This is a genomic window from Pseudomonas sp. PME37.24/025 (genome assembly GCF_055556615.1).
In genome coordinates this window covers 1-23,200 of sequence record NZ_JBVHNK010000017.1, presented here as the reverse complement: position 1 = coordinate 23,200, position 23,200 = coordinate 1, and the positions used below count along the sequence as shown (strand labels likewise).

19 protein-coding genes and 1 pseudogene are annotated in these 23,200 nt (G+C 58.1%); 10 read left to right on the top strand and 10 right to left on the bottom strand.

Annotation, left to right across the window (positions count from 1 at the left end):
* Nucleotides 1-142: 142 nt before the first annotated feature.
* The 5 genes from pgm to ACZ3HH_RS26080 form a co-directional block, all read right to left on the bottom strand.
* A complete protein-coding gene (gene pgm, locus ACZ3HH_RS26100) occupies nt 143-1,789 on the bottom strand; it encodes a phosphoglucomutase (alpha-D-glucose-1,6-bisphosphate-dependent) (protein ID WP_460146014.1) in 1,647 nt (548 codons plus the stop codon).
* 110 nt (nt 1,790-1,899) lie between these two features.
* Nucleotides 1,900-3,300 carry an aminotransferase-like domain-containing protein gene (locus ACZ3HH_RS26095; RefSeq protein WP_465808964.1) on the bottom strand — a complete coding sequence of 467 codons (1,401 nt, stop codon included), beginning with the start codon at nt 3,298-3,300 and terminating at the stop codon, nt 1,900-1,902.
* A gap of 67 nt (nt 3,301-3,367) precedes the next feature.
* Nucleotides 3,368-4,858 (bottom strand): hypothetical protein, encoded by a 1,491-nt coding sequence (locus ACZ3HH_RS26090; protein WP_465808962.1) that lies wholly within the window; start codon nt 4,856-4,858, stop codon nt 3,368-3,370.
* Between the two features lie 127 nt (nt 4,859-4,985).
* Nucleotides 4,986-5,234: a hypothetical protein gene (locus tag ACZ3HH_RS26085; protein WP_465808960.1), complete on the bottom strand. Its 249-nt coding sequence runs from the start codon at nt 5,232-5,234 to the stop codon at nt 4,986-4,988.
* Between the two features lie 189 nt (nt 5,235-5,423).
* Nucleotides 5,424-6,446 (bottom strand): zinc-dependent alcohol dehydrogenase family protein, encoded by a 1,023-nt coding sequence (locus tag ACZ3HH_RS26080; protein WP_465808958.1) that lies wholly within the window; start codon nt 6,444-6,446, stop codon nt 5,424-5,426.
* Nucleotides 6,447-6,713: 267 nt separating this feature from the next.
* Here ACZ3HH_RS26080 and ACZ3HH_RS26075 point away from each other — a divergent pair, with 267 nt between their 5' ends.
* Nucleotides 6,714-7,628 (top strand): LysR family transcriptional regulator, encoded by a 915-nt coding sequence (locus tag ACZ3HH_RS26075; protein WP_429426891.1) that lies wholly within the window; start codon nt 6,714-6,716, stop codon nt 7,626-7,628.
* A 240-nt stretch (nt 7,629-7,868) separates the two neighbouring features.
* Here the strand turns inward: ACZ3HH_RS26075 and ACZ3HH_RS26070 are convergent, their stop codons facing one another.
* On the bottom strand, nt 7,869-8,801 hold the full coding sequence (locus ACZ3HH_RS26070; protein WP_465808955.1) for a helix-turn-helix transcriptional regulator: 933 nt from the start codon (nt 8,799-8,801) through the stop codon (nt 7,869-7,871).
* 584 nt (nt 8,802-9,385) lie between these two features.
* On the opposite strand from ACZ3HH_RS26070, the gene ACZ3HH_RS26065 reads away from it, so the two are divergent.
* The 4 genes from ACZ3HH_RS26065 (at nt 9,386) to ACZ3HH_RS26050 (ending at nt 13,333) form a co-directional block, all read left to right on the top strand.
* Nucleotides 9,386-10,735: an MFS transporter gene (locus ACZ3HH_RS26065; RefSeq protein ID WP_367371569.1), complete on the top strand. Its 1,350-nt coding sequence runs from the start codon at nt 9,386-9,388 to the stop codon at nt 10,733-10,735.
* 114 nt (nt 10,736-10,849) lie between these two features.
* Complete coding sequence (locus ACZ3HH_RS26060; RefSeq protein ID WP_465808952.1) at nt 10,850-11,542, top strand: fumarylacetoacetate hydrolase family protein; 693 nt, start codon at nt 10,850-10,852, stop codon at nt 11,540-11,542.
* Between the two features lie 42 nt (nt 11,543-11,584).
* Nucleotides 11,585-12,343 (top strand): SDR family oxidoreductase, encoded by a 759-nt coding sequence (locus tag ACZ3HH_RS26055; RefSeq protein WP_465808950.1) that lies wholly within the window; start codon nt 11,585-11,587, stop codon nt 12,341-12,343.
* A gap of 33 nt (nt 12,344-12,376) precedes the next feature.
* A complete protein-coding gene (locus tag ACZ3HH_RS26050) occupies nt 12,377-13,333 on the top strand; it encodes a 2-hydroxyacid dehydrogenase (protein ID WP_465808948.1) in 957 nt (318 codons plus the stop codon).
* A 346-nt stretch (nt 13,334-13,679) separates the two neighbouring features.
* Here ACZ3HH_RS26050 and ACZ3HH_RS26045 read toward each other — a convergent pair whose 3' ends face one another.
* On the bottom strand, nt 13,680-14,591 hold the full coding sequence (locus tag ACZ3HH_RS26045) for a LysR family transcriptional regulator (RefSeq protein ID WP_465808946.1): 912 nt from the start codon (nt 14,589-14,591) through the stop codon (nt 13,680-13,682).
* A gap of 136 nt (nt 14,592-14,727) precedes the next feature.
* Here ACZ3HH_RS26045 and ACZ3HH_RS26040 point away from each other — a divergent pair, with 136 nt between their 5' ends.
* Together ACZ3HH_RS26040 and ACZ3HH_RS26035 are read left to right on the top strand one after the other, a co-directional pair.
* The gene (locus ACZ3HH_RS26040; RefSeq protein ID WP_465808944.1) at nt 14,728-15,111 is read left to right on the top strand and encodes a DoxX family protein; all 384 of its coding nucleotides are present in this window, start codon (nt 14,728-14,730) and stop codon (nt 15,109-15,111) included.
* A gap of 109 nt (nt 15,112-15,220) precedes the next feature.
* Nucleotides 15,221-16,060, top strand: coding sequence for a pirin family protein (locus ACZ3HH_RS26035; RefSeq protein ID WP_465808942.1), 840 nt, complete (start codon nt 15,221-15,223; stop codon nt 16,058-16,060).
* 248 nt (nt 16,061-16,308) lie between these two features.
* Here the strand turns inward: ACZ3HH_RS26035 and ACZ3HH_RS26030 are convergent, their stop codons facing one another.
* The gene (locus ACZ3HH_RS26030) at nt 16,309-17,298 is read right to left on the bottom strand and encodes an isopenicillin N synthase family dioxygenase (protein WP_465808940.1); all 990 of its coding nucleotides are present in this window, start codon (nt 17,296-17,298) and stop codon (nt 16,309-16,311) included.
* 360 nt (nt 17,299-17,658) lie between these two features.
* Between ACZ3HH_RS26030 and ACZ3HH_RS26025 the strand changes: the two genes are divergently transcribed.
* Both ACZ3HH_RS26025 and ACZ3HH_RS26020 read left to right on the top strand, forming a co-directional pair.
* Nucleotides 17,659-19,695, top strand: coding sequence for an oxidoreductase (locus tag ACZ3HH_RS26025; RefSeq protein WP_465809094.1), 2,037 nt, complete (start codon nt 17,659-17,661; stop codon nt 19,693-19,695).
* Between the two features lie 38 nt (nt 19,696-19,733).
* A pseudogene (locus ACZ3HH_RS26020) lies at nt 19,734-19,889 on the top strand (VOC family protein); the annotation flags it as partial.
* A gap of 66 nt (nt 19,890-19,955) precedes the next feature.
* Here ACZ3HH_RS26020 and ACZ3HH_RS26015 read toward each other — a convergent pair.
* Nucleotides 19,956-20,729: a pyrroline-5-carboxylate reductase family protein gene (locus ACZ3HH_RS26015; RefSeq protein WP_465808938.1), complete on the bottom strand. Its 774-nt coding sequence runs from the start codon at nt 20,727-20,729 to the stop codon at nt 19,956-19,958.
* Nucleotides 20,722-21,426 carry a TetR/AcrR family transcriptional regulator gene (locus ACZ3HH_RS26010; RefSeq protein ID WP_465808936.1) on the bottom strand — a complete coding sequence of 235 codons (705 nt, stop codon included), beginning with the start codon at nt 21,424-21,426 and terminating at the stop codon, nt 20,722-20,724. The genes ACZ3HH_RS26015 and ACZ3HH_RS26010 overlap by 8 nt, the downstream gene beginning before the upstream one ends.
* A gap of 448 nt (nt 21,427-21,874) precedes the next feature.
* Here ACZ3HH_RS26010 and fdhA point away from each other — a divergent pair, with 448 nt between their 5' ends.
* The gene (gene fdhA, locus ACZ3HH_RS26005; protein ID WP_367371581.1) at nt 21,875-23,074 is read left to right on the top strand and encodes a formaldehyde dehydrogenase, glutathione-independent; all 1,200 of its coding nucleotides are present in this window, start codon (nt 21,875-21,877) and stop codon (nt 23,072-23,074) included.
* Nucleotides 23,075-23,200: the final 126 nt, after the last annotated feature.

Sequence of the window (23,200 nt, the reverse complement as noted above, 5' to 3'; positions counted from 1 at the left end):
TTGTGGCGAGGGAGCTTGCTCCCGTCCGGCTGCGAAGCAGTCGTAATCCAACCGACACGGTGTAGCTGTTACACCTCGCCAATCGATTTGGGGCCGCTTCGCGCCCCAGCGGGAGCAAGCTCCCTCGCCACAGGGACCTCAATCACTTCGCAGAAATCGCGCCATCCACAAGTGTCTGAGCTTCCGCCACCAACTGCTTGAGGTGGTCGTCGCTGACAAAACTCTCGGCGTAGATCTTGTAGATATCCTCAGTGCCCGACGGACGTGCCGCGAACCAACCGTTCTCGGTCATGACTTTCAGACCGCCGATGGCCTGGTCGTTACCCGGTGCATGACTGAGGATGCTCTGGATCGCTTCGCCCGCCAGTTGAGTGGAGGTGACCTGGTCTGGCGACAGTTTGCTCAGCAGCGCTTTCTGCTCAGGGTTTGCCTTGGCATCGACCCGCACCGAGAAAGGTTCGCCCAGCTCATCGGTCAATGCGCGATAGGCCTGGCTTGGGTCACGGCCCGTGCGAGCAGTCATTTCGGCGGCCAGCAATGCTGGAATCAAGCCGTCCTTGTCGGTGCACCAGACACCGCCGTCCTTGCGCAGGAACGACGCGCCAGCACTTTCTTCGCCACCAAAACCGAGGGAACCGTCGAACAGGCCATCAGCAAACCATTTGAAGCCGACCGGCACTTCGTACAGGCGACGGCCCAGACGCTTGGCAACGCGATCGATCAAGCCACTGCTGACCACGGTTTTGCCCACGGCCGCATCGGCGCGCCACTGTGGACGGTTCTGGAACAGGTAATCGATCGACACCGCGAGGTAGTTGTTGGGTGCCAGCAAACCGCCGGACGGGGTCACGATGCCATGGCGGTCGTGATCCGGGTCACAGGCAAAGGCCACGTCGAAACGCTCTTTCAGACCGATCAAACCTTGCATGGCATGGCTGGACGATGGGTCCATGCGGATCTGCCCGTCCCAGTCGACGGTCATGAAACGGAATGTTGCATCAACTTCTTTATTCACCACCTCCAGGTCCAGGCGATAGTGTTCGGCAATTGCCGACCAATAGCGCACCCCTGCTCCGCCCAGCGGATCGACACCCAGACGCAGCTTCGCATCGCGGATGGCGTCGAAGTCGATCACGTTGATCAGGTCGGCGACATAGGTGTTGAGGTAATCGTGACGATGAGTGGTGCTGGCCTTCAGCGCCTGCTCGTAGCTGATGCGTTTGACGCCGGCGAGTTTGGCCGCCAGCAGCTCGTTGGCCTTGGCTTCGATCCACTTGGTGATGTGGGTATCGGCTGGGCCGCCGTTGGTAGGGTTGTACTTGTAGCCACCGCTTTGTGGCGGGTTGTGAGACGGTGTGATGACGATGCCGTCCGCCAGGCCCGAAGTGCGCCCACGGTTGTAGCAAAGAATCGCATGGGAAATGGCCGGCGTCGGCGTGTACTCGTCGCCTTCGGCGATCATCACCGTCACGCCGTTAGCCGCCAGGACTTCCAGGGCGCTGGCGCCGGCCGGCGTGGACAGCGCGTGGGTGTCGATCCCGACGAACAGCGGACCGTCGATGCCCTGGGCTTCGCGGTACAGGCAAATCGCCTGGCTGATGGCCAGAACGTGCCATTCGTTGAAACTCAGGTCGAACGAGCTACCTCGGTGTCCGGACGTGCCGAAGGCGACACGCTGGGTAGAAATGGCTGCATCGGGCTGGCCGGTGTAATAGGCCGTTACCAGTCGCGGGATGTCGACCAACAGTTCTGCCGGTGCCGGTTTGCCCGCAAAAGGACTGAGTGTCATGCAAAACCTCTGAGAGAGAGTGGTTCGGGAATAGAACGCAGTTTACTGACAGTTTGCCTCTGGCGCGATGTTATCGATTGTCAGGTTCCGAGGAGGGTTTGCACCTCGACTCAGTCGAGCGATTCCAGACGCAAGGCATCCCCCAAAAGCCCCAGTGCGTCGGCGAGGTCATGATGACCACCGAAGGTGTGACTCAGGCGCAAATGCTGCCCGTGCAGGCCCTGCAAGCTGAACAATTCTCCCGGCGCAATCACCACATGCTGCTTGAGCAAACGCTCGAACACTCGATGCACATCGACCTGGCGCAACGAGCGGATCCAGATCGTCGCCCCGCCCTGGGGTTCGACGAAGTGCAGCGCATCGGGCAGGCGCTCTTCAAGCAACTGAGTCATCTGCACCATGCGTTCCTTGAGCAGTCGACGCAACACCAGCAGGTGTTGATCGATGCGTCCGTTGCTATACAGCCGCGCAATGGCTTTCTGACGAATCAACGACAAGCGAAACGCACGCAGCAGAAAGTGCCGTTGCAATTTGGCACGCAATTGTCGCGACATCAGATAGCCGAAGGGCGCCTCCGACCCGATGAATTTCTCGAATGTGGAAAACACAATCAGCTGATCCGGATCCAGCAGATCGCGAAACCGCAGGCCATTCGGCTCGAATTCAAGCTCGCTATAGCAATCGTTTTCCAGCACCCAACTGCCATGTCGTTCCAGCAACCGTGCGGTGGATTGCCTGTTGCTGTCAGGCGCCACACTGCCGCGGGGCATGTTCAACCCCGACGAAAGCATCACCAGTCGCACCTGCCCGGTCTCAAGCAGTTCCTTCAATCGCTCCTGATCCAGCCCCCCATCGGCTTGCAACGGCAGCTCGATCACCTGCACGTCCGCGTCTTGAAACAGGCGCAGAATCACCCAGTCGCACGGCGATTCGACCACCACCACAGCATCTTTGAGACCAAGCACGGCGATCAATATTTCCAGGACTCCCCGCAGGTCGGCGCCGATATAAACATCATCGGCATGCCAGCAACGGGTCGGCGAAGTGGTGTAACGGGCCGCGAGAGCTGTGCGCAGTTCCAGTTCGCCACAGGGTTGCGAAGAAGGTTGTGGCTGGCGCGGATACTGACGCAGCAGTTCTCTCTCCAACAGCAGTAACGGGCTATCCAGGGGTTGTAGTAACGCCGGTTCATCGGCGCTCAACACCAGCATGCCGGGACGTCTGGCATTGACATAAACCGTTTCGAGCAGGTCCTTGCCACTGCCGGGTATGCCGATTGAGGACACGGGGAGTGCGTAATAGCCGGACTTGGCCACCGAATAGACGCGCCCTTCCTTCTCCAACAGCGAGTAGGCGTACTGAATGGTTGAAATCGACACGCTCAGGCGGTGCGCCAACTGTCGCAATGAAGGCAGGCGCACTTGCACGTCACTGCCCGGCTCATTGATCAGGTTAGTCAGGTAACGGTAGACCGCCTGGTAGGCAAAATCGGTATCCCGTGCTCCTTTCATGGGTAACGGCCGAACAGGCTACGAACGTCGTGACGCATCCTTGCTGAATCCGTCAAGCCTGGCACTTTCACCGGCCCGTCGACCATTCGCCAGCCACGGTCGCTCCACTATCGGGTTCCATGGTTTCAGCTTGCACACCCACGTCGCCGTTTTCCATGCCAAGCCCCCTGCCCTCATCCCGAACCACCGGACCCATGCGGTAAAGCGTACCGATCAGACTCACGGGCAATCCGCTGACATCGACCATCCACTGCAGAACCTGCTCGGGAGCCGGACCGCCCTGCATTGCCCGGTGCAAGTCCGGCAACGCCACGAGCATGCCGGGATGGCATTGACGAAGAAAATGCTCAAGCGCCGCGCCGTTATCGGCAAAAGGGGCGAACAGCAGACACACCAATTGAGCCTCGCTCAAACCGAGGTTCTTTTGTGCTTGGGCCGCCGCCAATGCGCGCTGGTCGGTCATTGTCATCGGGTTGCCGAAGGTCTCCATTGCCTGTTCGCAAAAGCGCTCTGGAACGCGTTTACGACGCATCATCACCAGCGCCCGCTGCAGGTATTCGCCGAGGCCCCTCTCGTAGGTGCGACCGTGTACAAAGCACGCCTGCAAGCCACGAAGGTGCGCGGATATCGAAAGACTGACGTAGTCGTTATCACTGAGCTGAGCCGACAACTCGTCAGGTTGGAACCCGAGGAAATCGGTGAGCAGGGGCCAGCGATCTTCCAGATTACTGACCAACATGTCGTGAATATCAATGAAGGTCGTGCGGCGACAGGCTTCAAAACGATCGCAGGGACGCCACGCAGCCTGGGCAGATTCAGGATAAAACTCGCGGTAGCAATCGCTGCCCAGTTCATCGAGTCGCGCGAACAGACACTCGTAGCCCGTTTCATGATGGTCCGGTGCCTTGAGCCCGGCTTTGGCCGCCGCACGATTCAATCCCTCGAGAAACTGCTTCTGCCGACGGGGCGTATCGCTACTGATCAATGCATCAACCCCCTTGTCCCAGCGGGCGATTTGTCCGTAAAACTCGCCGGTCGCCAGGTACCCGTCATCCCACAGATCAAGCGGCCCGTCCCAGGCACGGCGGTGCCCGACCATCAGCAGATTGAGCCGATTCGACTCGCGACCGGCGTCCGAAATCGGCGCCAGATGGTTGAACGGCAGGACTTCACGATTATCGACCATCAACACTTCGACCCGGGGATCGTCGTAGAGAAACAACGCACAGCAGCTGCGATGAATATTTTCCAGGGCCGTCGAAGCAGTACCGTTCAAGCGTAAGGTCGCCACTCGCAATTGAAACGTCGCCGGAGCCCTACTGGCGATACTCAGTTGCGCGGCGCGCAGTAGCGCCAGGGTGTAGCAGCTGTCGCGAGACCCGGACTGGATCGCCAGCACTTTGTAATCGCCAATACGCTCCAAACCTCCTGCGGACATCACCAGGCGCTGAATCAGCAATTGCAATGCCGTGCGCTCGGCGCGAGAGAAAAAACCCAGCAAACGCTGCAACATTTGCTGATAAACATAGTTCATTGCCTGATCATGGGTAGCGGTCATCATTATTTACCTGTAGCTCATAAGTTCAGTGCCACGCAAACAACGAGGTGTAGTGCGCAACAGGTTATCTGTCATGAATGGAGTGCCGGGATTGTTGTTCAAATGCTAGCACTTAAGCGCTGTGTAATTATTTGAAATAATTGGATCTATCGGGCACCCCAAGAAGATCAAGATTGCCGCAACGCCCGGCAGAATGGGCGCCTTGCGCTCCCACGCGATTTCCTAGGAAATTTCCGACAGCGTCCCACAGACACTTAGCACAGGAAATAAAGAAAGAAGTTGCCAATAAATGTAAGACAACTGAGCGGTGCTGCATTATTTGTTGAGCATATATTGCCATCGCACACTGAGGAGTTTCAGCCTGATACTCGGCCATGACTCTTTCCTTGAGATGAAAGTAATCACGCAATTATCAGGGCTTATATAACGATTAGAAGATACAGATTGAGAGCAAAAACCAGTTCAGTTGCTGAACCGGCCCATCGACAGATCGATGGACGTCTCATTTGGGAGTAACTGCCAGCAGAAGAGTCCGTGATCTCACGGACTCTTGCAGAGGAAGGACTTACGCAGGCTCGACCTGAAGGGCGACCCGTTCGCGGCATGGGCATTCGTCCATATAGCGGTGTGCTTCAACAAACTCGGAAAACGGGAAGACCCGAGTCTTGAGCGGCAGCAGCACACGGTCCGCGGTCAACTGGTTGATGTCGCGCAGGGCACGTTGCAGTGCAGCCTGATCCTGGACGATGCCCAGTTCCGGCTTGCCGGTGAAGTTGCCGATGCAGTGCACGAAAAACTGAATGTTCTTCTGGAACGCCGCACAGGCCGGGAATGGCGTCTGGTTACCCCCTTGCAGGCCATAGAGCACCAGGCTGCCGCGAGGCGCGAGCACATCGCCGAGCAGCGACATCTGCGGCCCGCCAAGGCCATCGAACACAACATCCACACCGCGATTGTCGGTAATTTTGTTGATCCGCATGAGCAGATCTTCTTCCTCGGTAACGATGACTTTCTCGGCGCCGAGGGACAGCAGGTACTCACGCTCATCCGCGGTTTTGGTCGCGGCAATCACTCGCACACCGAGGGCTTTGCCCAGTTGCACGAACGACGGCCCGGCGCAGTGGCTGGCGTCGGTCACCAGGGCAAATTGCCCGGGTTTGACTCGCGCCAGGTCGGCGTAGGCAAAATAAGCGATCAATAGCGGCGTGTAGTGCACGCTGGCCTCGATCGGACTGAGTACATCCGGATAGCGGGTCAGCGCCGAGCGCGGCAGAACGATCTGTTCGCCGTAGACCGGGTAGTCGTTGGGGCTTTCGGCCGGAAAGCTGGCGACCTTGTCACCAACGGCCAGGTCATCGACGCCTTCGCCGACCATCGTGACCACGCCGGCCATTTCATGACCGAGGCCAGAAGGCAGACGAGCATGGGATGAAGCCAGGTTCTGGCGCCAGAGAATGTCGTACCAGCTGATGCCAATCGCTTCGACGCGCACCTGCACTTCGCCCGGCGCAGGCAGGGCTGCCGCATGCTCTTCGCATTTGAGCACCTCGGCTGGACCAAACTTGTGAAAACGGATCGTGCGGGACATCGCAAACCTCGTCAAAGAAACCTCTAATGCCCTGAACTCTATCTGGGCTTTCTACCCAAGACCATCAGTGGCTATTAATAGTCGACATGCCTGTCATTGATTCCGCAGCGACGGCGACATCATCCAATGCCGTAAAAACCGAAGCGCCTTTCAGAAAAAACTGAATTACCCTGTGCAGAGTACCAGCCTTTGCCCGTAAGATTCATGCCGGCCATTGTTCTCATATGGTCGCTCACGTCAAGTTTGCTGAATCTGCCAGGACTCCAGATGAATCGTAATGACCTGCGTCGTGTCGACCTGAACCTGTTGATCGTTTTCGAAACACTGATGCACGAACGCAGCGTGACCCGCGCTGCGGAAAAATTGTTCCTCGGCCAACCGGCCATCAGTGCGGCACTCTCGCGCCTGCGCGGGCTGTTCGATGACCCGCTCTTCGTGCGCACCGGCCGCAGCATGGAGCCTTCCGCCCGGGCGGTGGAAATCTTTGCCCTGCTCTCGCCGGCCCTGGATTCGATTTCCACCGCGGTCAGTCGTGCGGCGGAATTCGACCCCGCAACCAGCACCGCGGTGTTCCGCATTGGCTTGTCGGATGATGTCGAGTTCGCGCTGCTGCCGATGCTGCTCAAGCGGCTGCGCGCGGAGTCGCCGGGGATCGTGCTGGTGGTGCGTCGGGCCAACTACATCCTGATGCCGAGCCTGCTGGCCTCGGGCGAGATATCCATCGGCGTCAGCTACACCGCCGACCTGCCGGCCAACGCCAAGCGCAAAGTACTGCGTCGCAGCATGCCGAAACTGTTGCGAGCCGACACGGTGCCGGGGCCGTTGAGTCTGGATGACTTCTGCGCCCGCCCCCACGCGTTGGTTTCATTCGCGGGCGACCTGAGCGGCTTTATAGATGAGGAGCTCGAGAAGCTGGGGCGCAAACGGCATGTGGTGCTGGCTGTGCCACAGTTCAATGGGCTCAGTACGCTCATCAGTGGCACCGATATTGTTGCGACCGTGCCTGATTACACGGCTGAAGCGTTGACGGCGGCTGGCGGTGTGCGGGCTGAAGATCCGCCGTTGCCGGTGCGCAGTTTTGAGTTGCATATGACTTGGCGCGGGTCGCAGGATAATGACCCGGGGGAGCGTTGGTTAAGGTCGCGGATTCAGATGTTTTTTGGCGACCCTGAGAGTCTCTGAAAGTGGACGGTCGCGTCATTATTCAAGGGGCGTTAGGTGAAAAGTCCACTGCTTCCGATCAATGACCCGGGCTACCCGGCGCCTCTTTTGGGGGCGTTATCGGGGGCAAACACTGTGTACTAAAAAAATTGCGGACGACCGGATGTTGGCGGTTGGCTATGTAGTCAATCATGGGCGCTACGCCGGGCCAGTTCTGGCGCAGTCGAAACAGTCGCGCCGTTTAATAAAATACCCACCCAATCACGTATTCGACGGCGATTGCGGCGTATCAGGATTGAGCTGCTGACGCCTGAATTGTCCAGGTGGCTGGCCGTGGATCTGGCGGAAGCGTCGCGAAAAATAAGCCTCGTCGGCAAAGCCGCACAACCTCGCAACCTCCCCCACCGGCCTTGTTCCATTGAGCAGATAATTGCGCGCCGCGTGCATCCGGCGTTCGAGTACCAGCTCGGTGAAGGTCTTGCCGATTTCCTTGCGCAACCAATGCGTCAGGTACGTCGGTGACAGGTAGGTCGCGGCAGCAACCTTGATCAGGTTGAGGTCGGGGTCGGTGATGTTTTTGCGCAAATATTCGGACATCCGGCTCAATGCGTCGCGTCGACTGACTTCAGCGGCGTTCTCTTCAGCCAACCGTTTCAGCGGCTCGGCATACAGGGTGCAGACACTCCCCACCAATTGCAGCAGCAGGCCCTTGAGCATCTCGCGGGTACCGAACTGACGGTTTTCATCGAGCACTCGCATCTGTTCGATCAAGCCACAGGCTTTTCTGAAATCCTCATCGGCCAGAATGAAATCCAGATGCTCCTGAAAGCGGAACGGTGACAACTCCGGCGCCAGCAGAATCGAGACTTCCTCCAGATCCATCGGGTCACACTGCAAATGCGGCAGCAGGAAGGTCTGGGAAAAATTGATCACCATGAAGTTGCTGTCGGCCGGATGCGGAATCACGTGCACGCGATGTGGCAGGATGAAGGCCAGCGTATTGCGCGGAAACGGTCGTTCGACGTTGCCGATGTGCTGCACGGTATCGCCACCAAGGTTGACCTGGATCTGGAAATACTCGTGGCGATGCGGACTGGTTTCGGCGCGCCGACCCTTTTTGTCGCGGATGTAGAAGTCCGTCAATTCGCTGCGTTGCTGCATGACATAGGTGGGCACTCGACTGGGTGACGACATCTCCTGAGGATCCTCGGCAGGCACATGGACAGGCTGTCATCACGCCGGAAGGCAGGCGGCGACGTGGGTGATTGTGTAGGCGGACATGGTTGATATCAACACATCATAGGATGACTACGATAATCCTGAAATTAATTGTATCCGTGTGTGCTCCGTCGACTGTCCAAAAAAAAGAAGCTCACAAAAAATTAATTAACCTATAAAAAACAAATAGATATTAAGAATATTGAATAGAACAGTAGAAATTGGTGATTCGATTTTTCTTGGACACCTCCATTAACGGCTGTTTTCAGGAGGAAAAACGATCTAACGCCTCCGTTGATTTCTAAAGGTTGTACGACCACATTGACAGCCAATGCAGCCCGACCCGTCCAAAAACAATCAAAAGGTGCGCCCCCATGAACCCGCTTTTTCCCCTCGCGATCCCTCCCCCGAACGCCTCTGACCGAAGGCGTATCTGAGCGCCTGACACCGGCTGTCCGCGTCTCTCGTTCACGTAGCAATTGCTCTGCCCCGACACTGGAGGCAACGGCTTCGGCTGCGCGCAAACATCTCGATTCTACTAACAATAAAAAGGTCTACTCATGTCGAATTCGCAAACCTCCCCGTCCACCGCGCCGTCGGTGAGCGTCGGCGCCCGGGACGCCGCACTGTCTCAGCGCCTGCCGACACGTCGGCGCTGGTTCATGCTGTCGTTGCTGCTGATTGCAACCATCATCAACTACATCGACCGCGTAAACATCTCGATTGCCGCACCATTCATGGCCAAGGATCTGGGCCTGGACAAGATCGAAATGGGCCTGATTTTTTCCGCGTTTGCCTGGACCTACGCACTGGCCTTGGTCCCCGCCGGGTTCATCGCCGATCGCTTCGGTTCCCGGTTCACTTACGGGGTGTCGCTGATCAGTTGGTCGACGGTCACCGTGTGCCAAGGCTTTGCCACAGGATTCGCTTCGCTGTTCGGGCTGCGACTGGCTGTCGGTGCCATGGAAGCTCCAGCGTTTCCGGCCAACAGCCGAGCGGTCACCGTGTGGTTCCCGGCCCGCGAACGAGGCCTGGCCAGCAGCATTTACGTGTGCGGCCAATATCTGGGCACGGCACTGTTTACCGGCGTGCTGTTATGGCTGGCGACGACCTATGACTGGCGCCATGTGTTCTATAGCACCGGGATTCTCGGCATTGTATTCGGTGTGATCTGGCTCTACTTGTACCGCGATCCGCTGAGCTGCAAGAACGTCAGCCAGGAAGAACTGAAGTACATCGAAGCCGGGGGCGGACTGGTCAAGAGCAGTCAGGAACGCACCAAGTTCAACTGGCGGCAGATCGCCGAGCTGTTCAGCTATCGGCAGATCTGGGCGATTTGCATCGGCAAGTTCGCCAGTACCTCGGCGTTGTACTTTTTCCTGACCTGGTTCCCGACGTACCTGATTGAAGAACGCAAGCTGACCATGATCAAGGCCGGGATCTTCGCTGTGCTGCCGTTCGTGGGCGCAACAGTCGGCATTCTGCTGGCCGGCATCGTCTCCGACTTGCTGATCCGCCGAGGCTATTCGATGTCCTTCGCTCGCAAGTTGCCCTTGGTGGTCGGATCAATGCTGGGCATGTCGATCGTCCTGGTGAATTTCACCGACTCGAACGTGATCTGCATTGCCGTGCTGACCATTGCCTTCTTCGCCCAAGGCATCGCCTCGTCATCGTGGGCGGCGGTATCGGAAGTCGCGCCCAAGGAACTGATCGGACTGACCGGCGGGATCACCAGCCTCGCCGCCAACATCGGCGGGATCGTCACTCCGATCGTGATTGGCGCCATCGTCCACGCGACGGGCTCGTTTGCCTACGCCTTCTGGTTCATTGGCGGCGTGGCACTGATTGGCACCCTGTCCTATTCGTTGTTGCTCGGTCGCTTGTATCGCATCGAGCTCAAGGCACGCTAAGTCCGGAAAACATGAGCGCCGAAAAGCGTTTTTCTCCAACACGAGGCGGCTTTCGTCCAACTTCGCAAAACGAAGCCGCCGTAGGCTGATGCTTCCAACAGGACCACGACAAAAATGACTATGACCGAATACGTTTTCACTCCGGATTTACCCGTGACCTTGCCAGTTGCCGGCAGCCAGCAGCGTTTCCCCGTTGGCCGGGTATTTTGCGTCGGCCGCAACTACCCTTGGCCAGACACCCAGGGCCAGTCCCGCCAGCCGCCCGTGTTTTTCATGAAACCGGCGAGCAACGTGGTGGATGCGTTGGGTGAAGTGGCGTTCCCGCCGCTGACCGAAGAGTTTGCCCACGAAATCGAATTGGTCGTCGCCATTGGTGAAGGTGGCGCCAATATTCCGCAGAGTCAGGCGCTGGCTTATGTCTGGGGCTACGCCGCCGGGCTTGACTTGACTCGTCGTGATGTACAGCGCGCGGCCAAGAGCAATGGCTTGCCGTGGGAAGGTGCCAAGGTGTTCGACGGCGCCGCGCCGATGACCGCCATCGTGCCAGTCACTCGCGCCGGACACCCGGACGGCGACTTGTGGCTGAACGTCAACGGCGAAGAGCGCCAGCGCGACAGCCTCGACAGCCAGATCTGGTCGGTGAGTGAAATCATCAGCCGCATCTCGCAGTCGGTGGCGCTGCGGGCCGGTGACCTGATCATGACCGGCAGCCCGGCAGGCGTCGATGTGCTGCAACCCGGCGACATCATCAACGCCGGGATCGATGGCATCGGCCAACTGGAAATGCGCGTCAGTCAGCGACCTTGAACCCGGCATACGCCCTCGTGAATTGAGGAAGGAAATAACAACATGAACAGTCCTTTGAAAGTGGCCCTGGTGACCGGCGCCGGTAGCGGAATCGGTCGCGCCGTGGCCCTGGCTCTGATGGCCGACGGCTTCACCCTGGTATTGGCCGGACGCCGGCCGGAGCCATTGCAGGCATTGGTCGAGTTGGCGCTCAGCGAGGGACACGAAGCGTTGGCGGTGCCCACCGATGTGCGCGACCCGGCCAGTGTCGATGCGCTATTTGCCACCATCACCGAGGTATACGGACGCCTCGACGTGGTGTTCAACAACGCCGGAGTCAACGCCCCTGCCGTGCCGCTCGATGAGCTGACGTTCGAGCAGTGGCGAAACGTGATCGACACCAACCTGAGCGGTGTTTTCCTCTGTGCCCGTGGCGCCTTCGGGCTGATGCGCCGGCAGCAGCCACAGGGCGGACGCATCATCAATAACGGCTCAATCTCAGCCCATACCCCTCGCCCGTTCAGCAGCGCCTACACCGCCAGCAAACACGCGGTGTTGGGACTGACCAAATCCCTCGCCCTGGACGGGCGCGAATTCAACATCGCCTGCAGCCAGATCGACATCGGCAACGCCCTCACCGAGATGTCGGTGCGCATGACCAAAGGCGTGCGCCAGGCCAACGGCTCCATCGCCGTGGAGCCGATGGTAGATGTCAAGCACGTGGCCGATGCCGTCCGCTACATCGCCGCTCTGCCGCTGGAGGCGAACGTCTTGAACATGACCGTCATGGCCAGCGCCATGCCGTTTGCCGGTCGCGGTTGAACCGGCCTTTTTATTCCGCTACACGAGGTTTACATGAAGCCAGAAGTCTTGCAGCTCAGCCCGATCCTGATCCCCGAAATCAACGCGCGGCTCGATGAGCTGTTTACCGTCAGACGTTACTTCCAGCAGGCCGACAAGCCGGCTTATTTGCAGGCGCACGGCGCGAACATTCGCGGGGTGATCACCGGCGGCCATACCGGTATCAGCCAGGCACTCATGGTTCAACTGCCAAAACTGGAAGTGGTGGCGGTCAACGGCGTGGGCACCGATGCGGTCGACCTGGCTTACGCCAGGGATCGCGGGATCCGCGTGACCGCGACCATCGGCGCGCTGACCGAAGATGTCGCCGACCTGGCCATCGGCTTGTTGATTGCCGTGTGCCGTGGTCTGTGTACCAGTGATCGTTACGTGCGTTCGGGGCAATGGCCCCATAGCCCGACTCCGTTGGCCCCGCTGCCGTTGGCGCGTCAGGTGTCCGGCATGCGCATCGGCATCGTCGGCATGGGCCGGGTCGGCCGTGCCGTGGCGACCCGGGCCGCAGCGTTCGGCTGCCCGATCAGTTACACCGATTTGCAGCCAATGAGCGATGTGAACCACACCTTCGTTGCCGATCTGAAGCAACTCGCGGCCAACAGTGACGCGCTGATTCTCGCCGCCGCTGCCGACAAGGCTGAAGCCATCATCAATGCCGAAGTGCTGCAAGCGTTGGGTACAAGTGGGTATCTGATCAACGTGGCGCGGGGCAAGCTGGTCAACGAGGTCGATCTGGTGGCAGCGCTTGCCGCCGGTGAGATCGCGGGTGCGGCGCTGGATGTGTTTGTCGATGAACCGAACGTGCCCGAGCCACTGTTTGGTAAAGAGAACGTAGTGCTGCAGCCCCATCGCGCGAGTGCGACATTGCAGACCCGCACGCTGATGGGCGAGATGGTGGTGGCGAGCCTGGTGGACAGTTTCGCCGGGAGAATACCGCAGGGTTCTGTGACTGACTGAAGGGTGGCTACCGAGGGGACCTTGCGTCTCCTCGATGGAGGTGCACTGAAAGCCAGCCAGATCCATACTGGAACCGGTCAGAAATCGCCAGTCGCGAACGCTCGCACACCGGTTGCGGCTGGAGGCAAAAGTGGGGGCAAACCAAAACTTTCTCGGCCTGATAATACCGTCCTAGAGACAAGTCAAAATGTTCTTTGGCGACCCTGAGAGTCTTTAAGGCGCCAGAGGATCTGAGTCAATCTCCTGAAACGGTGAATGCAACGCTGGCTGGGAGGTAGGGTTTTGCTATTTTCCAGCCAGCGTTTGTGTGGCTAAGCGACGATCCAGCGATCCCCCCCTTGCATCGTTATACGTTCGCCGGGAATGTCTGCTCTTTCAGCTTCTTCATCACCAACTCGATGAATGCAGACACTGCCAAGGGCAAATGTTTGCGACTGGAGTAAAGCAAGTGCAGACCATATCCAGTGCGATAGTAATGCGGGAGCACAGACACCAATCGGCCAGCCTGAAGATCGAGATTAGTCAGGGTGGGCGGCAGCAACGCAATACCTAACCCAGCCAAAGTGGCCTTACGCAAAGCTTGAGCAGTGTTGCCATTGAAACGGCTGGTAATCTGAATATCTTCCTCAACACCGTCGGGCCCCATAAGACGCCACGTCGTAATTGCGCTGGGGTGAGCAAAACTCACGCAGTCGTGATTTTCCAAGTCCTTTAGCGTGACAGGTGCGCTTCGTTTACTGAGGTAATCAGGACTGGCTACCAACCGTTCATTGCCTGCTCCAAGCAGTTGTCGACCGACGTATCCCGAGTCCTGCAAAGTGCCGCCTCGAAATGCAATGTCAATCCGTTCGGCGATCAAATCGGCACGCGCATCACTTAGCACGAAATCCAGTCGCACTTGAGGGTGCCTGGCCAGGAATTCAGCCACCCACTCCATGGGGAAAAAGTCGAAAAAATCAGCCATCGCCGCCACGCGCACGGTGCCGCTTGGTTGCTGGCTACCTGTAATCAATTGCTGTCCGGCATCGAGCAAGCCCTCTACCGCGCCAAAACACCGCTCATGAAACAGCTCGCCCGAATGGGTCAGTGTGAGTTTGCGTGTCGAGCGCTGTAGCAGCCGCGTGCCGAGCTGAGCCTCGAGTTGCTGAATTCGCCGGCTCAAGGTGTTCGACGGCATTCCAAGCTGCCGTGCCGTCTCGGCAAAGCTGCCGTTGCGCACCACTTGAACAAACAAGGCGACGTCGTTCAGGTCAAGCATCTTGTATGCACTACTTCGTTAAATGGATTGGTCCAACCCAATTATGCCATCTAATCAAGCAATCAATAGTCGCTTATCTTTCCGGCATGGCTGCTGTTAGCCCTCAACTGCTCCCTCGAAGAAAGGACCTCGCTCCATGACTACATCCACTTCTCGTGCTTCTGCTCACCGTCGAATCGTTTGGGGCGTGCGTGCGCTCCTGATTCTGGCATTCGCTGTGGCTGGCATCGCCAAGCTGGCCGGAGCACCGCAAATGATTCAAGTATTCGAAGCCATCGGCATAGGCCAATGGTTCAGGTATCTGACCGGTGCCGTCGAGGTAATCGGCGCCCTGTTACTACTGAAACGTACCACGGGGTTTCTCGCAGGTCTGATATTGACAATGACCATGATCTGCGGGGCGGCTACGCACCTTCTGCTGATTGGCGGCAACCCCACGCCCGCGATGGTTTTGGCCGCGCTGTCTGCGTTTGTAGCCTGGCAATTGCGCCCTCTCTCACTGTTCAGTGCAGAGGACTAAGCGGAGTGTCTCTGATGAACTCGGTCAACTCTTCGGTACAACTTATGACTTCCCCCTCCCCGTCGGTTCGGGCCCCGGTACGCCGTGCACATCGGCATGGAGAAAACACATGACCAGCAACATCGTAGCGCAGCAACGCGCTATCACCCATCGCACCAAAGGCAGCACCCATGGCCCGATAACCCGGCTTATGAGCCCGGGTGATCTGGGTGAGCGTCTGAAACCTTTCATTTTCCTTGATATTTTCAGTATGAACGCCAGTCGCGGCCAGTCGAGTTTCGGCATGCACCCGCACTCCGGGATCGCGACGGTTACCTTCATGACCGAAGGCGAAGTCGCCTATGAAGACACCGCTGGTGCGACAGGTGTATTGCTTGCTGGAGGTCTCGAGTGGATGCGCGCCGGCAACGGTGTTTGGCACGACGCGACGCTGATCGGCAAGTCCTTTATGCAGGGTTTCCAGCTCTGGGTGGCTCTGCCGCCGTCGCTGGAAAACGCCCCTGCGCTGAGCACCTATCTTGCACCCTCCCAAGTTCCGCAATCAGGACCCGTACGCGTGCTCCTGGGGCGATATGGCGACGCGCAAAGCTTGATTGAAGCGCCAAGTGACATGAACTATCTCGCCGTTAATTTGAAGGACGGCGAGCACTGGCGATACTCCCCGCCGTCCGGTCACACCGTGGCCTGGCTCGCGGTTAATGCAGGACACCTGGACGCAGGAGGCCTGATTAGTCCTGGCGAACTTGCCATTTTCGAAGAGACCGAGCAACACATCGACTTTGTCGCACACGGCGACTGCTCATTCGTGATGGGCTCAGCGGTGAAGCATCCGCACGATCTGGTCACGGGGCACTACTCGGTGCACACGAGCGAAACGGCTTTGGCGCAGGGTGAATCCGAAATACAGCGGATTGGCGCACGCCTGCGACAGCAAGGACGACTTAACTAGCGGCTGCTCGAACCCGGGCGAGAAACGTTTCGACAATCACCCCTCACCTATCAGTCCCTACGAGAGACATCATGACCACGAGCAATCTCGACCTGCTTTTGTCCCCAGCGAAGCCGGGCCGGTGAAGGCGATGCACCGACGCCCACCGGGCGTCGAGTATAGAATCACGATGAATGTAAAAATCGCTTAGGTCTTTTCTATAGGCTCGGCGTTCTGCCGAGCCACATCGCTTCTCCCGCTGACAGTGATTACACCTTCTCGATTTCTTTCAGATGCGCATAGCTATCAACAAATCGCTTAAATTTGTGTTCGCCACATGTGTACGCTTCATACTTCGCGGGTAAAGTCTCACTCACGCAGGTTGGCACAGGTTCAACAACCGCATCGAAATCCAAATCAATAAAGAACGGTATTGAATAACGCTCCAAGCCGCTGGTATTGATGACACGATGCATTGTCGAGGTGTAGCGATCATTGGTGAGGGTTTGAACCAAATCACCAATATTGACGATAAACGTGCCTTCAACGGGAGGTGCAGTAACCCATTCCCCTGCACGGTTCCTGACTTGCAAACCGCCAACTGCATCTTGAGACAAGACAGTCAAGAAACCGTAGTCCGTGTGTGCCCCGATACCAATCTCCTCTTGGGAAACCCTTCCTATCTGGGGCGGGTAACGCAAAACTCGCTGAATAGTGATGGGCTTACGCTGAAGATGTTCAAAGTAATCTTGTGCTAAACCCAAACTCAGCGCGATCCCGCCAATAAGCATTCGCGCGAGCGCTAATACTGAGGAATGATAATCTTCGGCAACCGTCTCGAATTGCGGCAGCACAGACGGCATTTGATTAGGGCCAAAGAATGGAGAGACCTCATCGTAATGAGCTCCGCAATCAAAACACTCTTTGAAATCTCGGGTATTAGCAGGGTCTACGTTTTCCGCGTACATTGGAATATAGCCGCGTAACGTGAGCCCGGAATTCACGACATTAAGTTTGTTCTTCTCCTCATAAGGAAGCTTGAAAAAACTTTTGGTAAGCGCATACATCTCATCTATTAATTGTTGGTCAATGCCATGGTTTTTTATATAAAAAAACCCTACCTTTTCGCATGCATCACCTATTTGGCTTGCCACCTTCAGCGGATTTTCGCCGTTTATAAGCGACGATATATCTATGACTGGAATTTCAGTGAAAGCTGTCTGTTTGCTAGCCAAGCGAATATCAAATAACTCTGCCACCTATGCTCTCCTTTCCGAAATATCAATAAGGCAGAAGATTAAGAAAGCACGACTGTGCCCTCTTCAATCCCCTGAGTCACATCTGAACCATCACCTATAACACCCACTTTCACGCCCGCCTCAACGAGTGCGGTTTGCCGCTGCGCGCACTTTCATCACGCCGCGGGCACTGACCGCTCAATGCGATGGGAGCCAGGCGCGTACGAATCCAATCAGCCCGGGCTTTGACGGATGTTAATCCTGGATTTTTTGGCACGCAAGCAAAATGTACACCTGTGTCATCAGTCGTTGACACCAGTGTACATTTATCCTAATTTTAAGTCATCGAGCCTGATGAAGCCCACTTTGGAGCGCACCACGATGTCCAGCGATCCCTTGCTGCAACCCTATAAAATCAAGAATCTGACCCTCAGAAATCGGATCATGACTACATCCCATGAACCGGCCTACCCTGTGGACGGCATGCCCAAGGATCTCTATCGCGCCTACCACGTGGAGCGCGCCAAAGCCGGTGTCGCCCTGACCATGACTGCCGGCTCCGCTGCCGTATCCCGAGACAGCCCGCCGGTGTTCAACAATGTGCTCGCCTACAAGGATGAAGTGGTCGGTTGGTTGAAGGACCTGACCGACGAATGCCACGAACACGGTGCGGCGGTGATGATCCAGTTGACTCACCTGGGCCGCCGTACCCGCTGGGACAAGGCCGATTGGTTACCGGTGGTGTCGCCGTCACACCGTCGTGAGGCTTCACACCGCTCCTTCCCGAAGAAAATGGAGGAATGGGACATTGAGCGGATCATCAAGGACTATGTGGACGCCGCGGAGCGCATGAAGGCGGCAGGTCTCGATGGTTTGGAACTTCAGGCCTACGGGCATTTGATGGACCAATTCTGGTCGCCGCTGACCAATGACCTCGACGGCCCTTACGGCGGCTCACTGGAAAACCGCATGCGCTTTACCTTCGACATCCTGCGCGGCATCCGCCAGCGGGTCGGCGAAGATTTTCTGCTCGGGGTTCGCTACACCGGTGACGAAGAATTACCCGGGGGCTTCAATGCCAGCGAGGGCATGCAGATTTCCCATATGCTCAAGGACAGCGGGCTGGTCGATTTTCTGAACGTGGTACGCGGGCACATCGATACGGACGCAGGCCTGACCGATGTCATCCCGATTCAGGGTATGCGCAACTCACCCCACCTCGACTTCGCCGGCGAGATCCGTTCGGCAACAGGCTTCCCGACCTTCCACGCGGCGAAGATTCCCGACGTGGCCACAGCGCGCTACGCGATCGCCTCGGGCAAAGTGGACATGGTGGGTATGACCCGCGCGCACATGACCGATCCACACATCGTGCGCAAGATCATCGAGAAGCGCGAAGAAGACATTCGCCCGTGCGTGGGCGCCAACTATTGCCTGGATCGCATCTACCAGGGCGGCGCCGCCTACTGCATTCACAACGCGGCGACCGGCCGGGAAACCACCATGCCTCATGACATTCCCAAAGCCGCCGTCAAGCGCAAGGTGCTGGTGGTCGGTACCGGCCCTGCCGGGCTGGAAGCGGCGCGAGTCGCCGGTGAGCGCGGCCATGACGTGACGGTGCTTGAGGCGGCTGACCAACCTGGCGGGCAGATTCGTCTGACTGCGTTGAGCGAACGTCGTCGCGAGATGATCAGCATCATTGATTGGCGCATGGCGCAATGCGAACGGCTCGGGGTGAAGTTTCACTTCAACACCTGGGCCGAAGCTGACACTGTGCAAGCCTTTGAGCCTGACGTGGTTATCGTTGCGACCGGCGGCCTGCCGGATACCGAGGTACTCAGCAAAGGCAACGAACTCGTGGTTTCAACCTGGGACATCATCTCCGGCGACATCAAGCCCGGTCGCAACGTACTGATCTTCGACGATGCGGGGGATCATGCTGCCCTGCAGGCTGCCGAGGTCATCGCGCAAAGCGGTGCGAGAGTCGAAATCGTCACCCCTGATCGCTCGTTTGCACCTGAAGTGATGGCCATGAACCTGGTGCCCTACATGCGCAGCCTGCAGGACCTGGACGTCACCTTCACCGTCACCTACCGGGTCGATACCGTGGAAAAACGTGATGGCGGGCTCGTCGCAACCTTTGGCAGCGATTACGGCAAGGTTCACAAGCAGCGCGTGGTCGATCAGGTGGTCGTCAACCACGGCACCCTTCCCCTGGACGACTTGTACTTCGACCTGCGTCCTCTCTCCACCAATGGCGGCGCGGTAGAACAGCATGACCTGATCGCCGGCACGGCACAGAACATCGTCACCCATCCAGAAGGACGCTTCCAGCTGTTCCGGATCGGCGACGCCGTGTCTGCTCGCAACACCCACGCGGCCATCTACGACGCTTTGCGCCTGGTGAAAGAAATCTGAATCCGAACCTCCATTTTTGTTGGAACGGCGGCTCGCCAGCTGCGGTACATGCATGCCACGAAACTGCACTCGCTGCCGGTGGCACCTGTGAAGGCCAACCGGGTTCGCGTAACTGGGCTGAAAATGCCTATGCCGCATACGCTCGGGACCTGGATGGCAACAAACTGGCTGTCTATTGCTTCAAGGCCGAATAATCTCAACCGTCTGACGCCTAAAACAAAGAAGGCCCTTCAAAGGGCCTTCATTGCTTATCTCTTCGGCTACATGCCTTTGCGGGCAATATCAGCGCCTGCCTGCACCGCTCGTCCCACAATCGACTCGATGTTCTGATCAGCCATCGACTGCAGCGCTGCTGCCGTCACGCCACGGTAAGCCATCAACGACTCAATCATTTGCCGCGGATCGCGGCTGGCAAGCATCTGGCCGCCCCCCACCACTACGCCTTGTGCAGCGCGCTGCGCGATGGCAAGAGGAATTCCCGCAGCCACCGCCTGATTAGTCAGTGCCATTTGCAACATTGCCGGGAAGGCCGGCCCAGTCCCGGACAACGCGCTGAGGTAATCAATACAGTCTTCATCAGGCACTTCGTCCGCCGAACCTACGCACTCGAACAGCCGCTGCACCCACTGGCGGTCGTGTTCAACAAGGTTTCCGACCCTGTACCAGGGCGTGAACGACTGCCTGATTTCCACGGCCGCATTCGGCATGGCCCGCACTATTACATCCGCACCGGTTGCCGCGCTGATGGCTGCCGCCGGAACGCCGGCCATCAGAGAAACCACTACCTTGCCGCGGGCGTTGATCAGCAGTTCGCGAAACTGCTCCGGCCGGATGGACAGCACGACCAGATCGCTCAGGTCCACCAACTGCTGGTTGTCGGCCAACAGCTTCACACCTGGCTCGAAGGTACTGACGCCTGAGCGGTTCGAGATCAACAAACGGTCAGGCCTGATGAACCCGCTATCGAGCAGCGCCTCGGCGATTGCGCGCCCGAGCCAGCCGGTGCCGCCGATGATGCCCAGGGTTTTATTCATCGGCAGTGGACTCCTCGAATGTATCGACCAAGGGAACGAAAACGCCGGGCTCTTTTTCCGCGTAGCCGAACTTTCCATAAAAGCGGTCCAGCTCGCGCCGCTTCGGTACTTTGCCGGTGAACACGCTCACGTACTGAGGAATCCGTCGAAATCGTACGACAATATCTTCATTGGTTTTCATGGAGATGTAGCCGATCTGCGTGAGGTAGATCGTCCTGGCTCGAACATCGGCCCCCTCGGCGTCGTAGCCAAACCGTCGGAACATCGCGGCCAGGGCATTCATCCGCGCCTCATCGGCTAAAGCGATTTCAGCTTTGACCTCGTCCGATTGCAGCGCCCAACTGCGCACGGCAAATTCGAACTGCGAGTCGAACAACTCAGGGTTCAGCCAGCACTCGAAGACGTTGAGAATCGCTTCTGAAATACTTTCTGCATAGCTCTCACATTGGCTGACCATACCGCCGGTGTTCTTGTCCCGCCATCGAGCCAGGAGCGCGGCGAGCAGCTGCTCTCGATCTTCATAGAACCAGTAGAAGCTGGTACGAGACAAATTCAAGCGTTTGGCCAGCGGCATCACCCGCACAGCATCCACACCCGACTCTTTAAGAGCTTCGTAGGCGGCGTCCAGCCAACCATCGACGGAGCCTCGCCAGCCTGCGTCCTGCGCTTTGGTTTTCGCCCTTCCTGTCTGCGACATTCGGGTGCACCTTTATTTGAAAATTCTTCGACACTGTACACCCCAGGATCTTTGGCGTACACGGCATGTACATGGGCGTACATTTTCGAGACGCTCGATCGCCAAATCAAGTGAGCACGCCGTCAATGACCCGAATCAACTCACTGATTGAAAAAGTGCATTGGCATTGCGATTGCGAAGCGACTGGGCAGCCTGGGCGTTAAGTTAATAATCACAGGCAGCAGCGCTCGCATCCATGATCGGGTGGGTGCTAAATGCCCTCGCAGAGTGCTGATACCAGGCGTAGGATCGATACGATGACTGCTAATCACGCGTGGTTGGAAGGTAACTTCCAGCCGATCTACATTCACGCGCAAACGCAAGACATATACCGCCGCACTGTAAGGCCGCGGCCCCCCTTCGCAGTACGAGGGCCGTGTTCTCACAACAACAAAAGCGAGGTGAAAGCATGTCTGGTAATCGTGGTGTCGTGTATCTCGGCGCAGGCAAGGTCGAGGTGCAGACCATCCCCTATCCGAAAATGGAAGACCCGCGCGGCAAGCGCATCGACCATGGCGTGATCCTGCGCGTGGTTTCGACCAATATCTGCGGCTCCGACCAGCATATGGTACGTGGCCGGACCACGGCCCAGGTCGGGCTGGTGCTTGGCCATGAGATCACCGGCGAGGTGATCGAGAGGGGTCGTGACGTGGAGAACGTGCAGATCGGTGACCTGGTCTCGGTGCCGTTCAACGTCGCCTGCGGCCGTTGTCGCAGTTGCAAAGAGCAGCACACTGGCGTCTGCCTCACGGTCAACCCGGCGCGCCCCGGCGGTGCCTATGGCTATGTGGACATGGGCGACTGGGTTGGCGGCCAGGCCGAATACGTGCTGGTGCCGTATGCCGACTTCAACCTGCTGAAGCTGCCCGACCGCGACAAGGCCATGGAGAAAATCCGCGACCTGACCTGCCTCTCCGATATCCTGCCGACCGGCTACCACGGCGCGGTGACCGCCGGTGTCGGTCCTGGCAGCACGGTGTATATCGCCGGTGCCGGTCCGGTCGGACTGGCTGCTGCCGCCTCCGCCCGTTTGCTGGGTGCGGCGGTGGTGATCGTCGGTGACGTCAATCCGCTGCGTCTGGCGCATGCCAAGGCCCAGGGCTTCGAGATCGCCGACCTGACCCAGGACACTCCGCTGCACGAGCAAATCGCCAACCTGCTCGGTGAGCCGGAAGTCGATTGTGCGGTCGATGCGGTCGGCTTCGAAGCCCGTGGCCACGGCCATGACGGCGCGCAGCACGAGGCCCCGGCCGATGTGCTCAACGCGCTGATGGGTGTGGTGCGGGTCGCCGGCAATATCGGCATCCCCGGTCTGTATGTCACCGAAGACCCGGGCGCGGTCAACAAAGCCGCCAAGCATGGCAGCCTGAACATCCGTTTCGGCCTCGGCTGGGCCAAGTCCCACAGCTTCCACACCGGCCAGACCCCTACGATGAAGTACAACCGTCAGCTGATGCAGGCGATCATGTGGGACCGGATCAACATTGCCGAGGTCGTTGGCGTGCAGGTGATCAGCCTGGACGACGCGCCGCGCGGTTACCACGAGTTCGATGCCGGGGTGCCGAAGAAATTCGTCATGGATCCGCACAAGCTGTTTAGCGCCGCCTAAGGAGCAGGTTGGGAAAAGGGCAGCTTTGAGCTGCCCTTTTTTATCGCCGTGTCCCGTCCTGAATAAGGTTTACACCTTCTGACCCATTCTCAGGAGGACGTAATGAACACGGGAAAAAGGCGCAGC

What these genes read in the sequence shown, in the direction of transcription:
- ACZ3HH_RS26095 (WP_465808964.1), bottom strand. Translation starts at nt 3,300, where the DNA reads ATGAAAGGAGCACGGGATACCGATTTTGCCTACCAGGCGGTCTACCGT.
- ACZ3HH_RS26090 (WP_465808962.1), bottom strand. Translation starts at nt 4,858, where the DNA reads ATGACCGCTACCCATGATCAGGCAATGAACTATGTTTATCAGCAAATG.
- ACZ3HH_RS26025 (WP_465809094.1), top strand. Translation starts at nt 17,659, where the DNA reads ATGTCCAGCGATCCCTTGCTGCAACCCTATAAAATCAAGAATCTGACC.
- ACZ3HH_RS26070 (WP_465808955.1), bottom strand. Translation starts at nt 8,801, where the DNA reads ATGTCGTCACCCAGTCGAGTGCCCACCTATGTCATGCAGCAACGCAGC.
- ACZ3HH_RS26040 (WP_465808944.1), top strand. Translation starts at nt 14,728, where the DNA reads ATGACTACATCCACTTCTCGTGCTTCTGCTCACCGTCGAATCGTTTGG.
- fdhA (WP_367371581.1), top strand. Translation starts at nt 21,875, where the DNA reads ATGTCTGGTAATCGTGGTGTCGTGTATCTCGGCGCAGGCAAGGTCGAG.
- ACZ3HH_RS26060 (WP_465808952.1), top strand. Translation starts at nt 10,850, where the DNA reads ATGACTATGACCGAATACGTTTTCACTCCGGATTTACCCGTGACCTTG.
- ACZ3HH_RS26065 (WP_367371569.1), top strand. Translation starts at nt 9,386, where the DNA reads ATGTCGAATTCGCAAACCTCCCCGTCCACCGCGCCGTCGGTGAGCGTC.
- ACZ3HH_RS26055 (WP_465808950.1), top strand. Translation starts at nt 11,585, where the DNA reads ATGAACAGTCCTTTGAAAGTGGCCCTGGTGACCGGCGCCGGTAGCGGA.
- ACZ3HH_RS26015 (WP_465808938.1), bottom strand. Translation starts at nt 20,729, where the DNA reads ATGAATAAAACCCTGGGCATCATCGGCGGCACCGGCTGGCTCGGGCGC.
- ACZ3HH_RS26050 (WP_465808948.1), top strand. Translation starts at nt 12,377, where the DNA reads ATGAAGCCAGAAGTCTTGCAGCTCAGCCCGATCCTGATCCCCGAAATC.
- ACZ3HH_RS26080 (WP_465808958.1), bottom strand. Translation starts at nt 6,446, where the DNA reads ATGTCCCGCACGATCCGTTTTCACAAGTTTGGTCCAGCCGAGGTGCTC.
- ACZ3HH_RS26010 (WP_465808936.1), bottom strand. Translation starts at nt 21,426, where the DNA reads ATGTCGCAGACAGGAAGGGCGAAAACCAAAGCGCAGGACGCAGGCTGG.
- ACZ3HH_RS26035 (WP_465808942.1), top strand. Translation starts at nt 15,221, where the DNA reads ATGACCAGCAACATCGTAGCGCAGCAACGCGCTATCACCCATCGCACC.
- pgm (WP_460146014.1), bottom strand. Translation starts at nt 1,789, where the DNA reads ATGACACTCAGTCCTTTTGCGGGCAAACCGGCACCGGCAGAACTGTTG.
- ACZ3HH_RS26085 (WP_465808960.1), bottom strand. Translation starts at nt 5,234, where the DNA reads ATGGCCGAGTATCAGGCTGAAACTCCTCAGTGTGCGATGGCAATATAT.
- ACZ3HH_RS26045 (WP_465808946.1), bottom strand. Translation starts at nt 14,591, where the DNA reads ATGCTTGACCTGAACGACGTCGCCTTGTTTGTTCAAGTGGTGCGCAAC.
- ACZ3HH_RS26075 (WP_429426891.1), top strand. Translation starts at nt 6,714, where the DNA reads ATGAATCGTAATGACCTGCGTCGTGTCGACCTGAACCTGTTGATCGTT.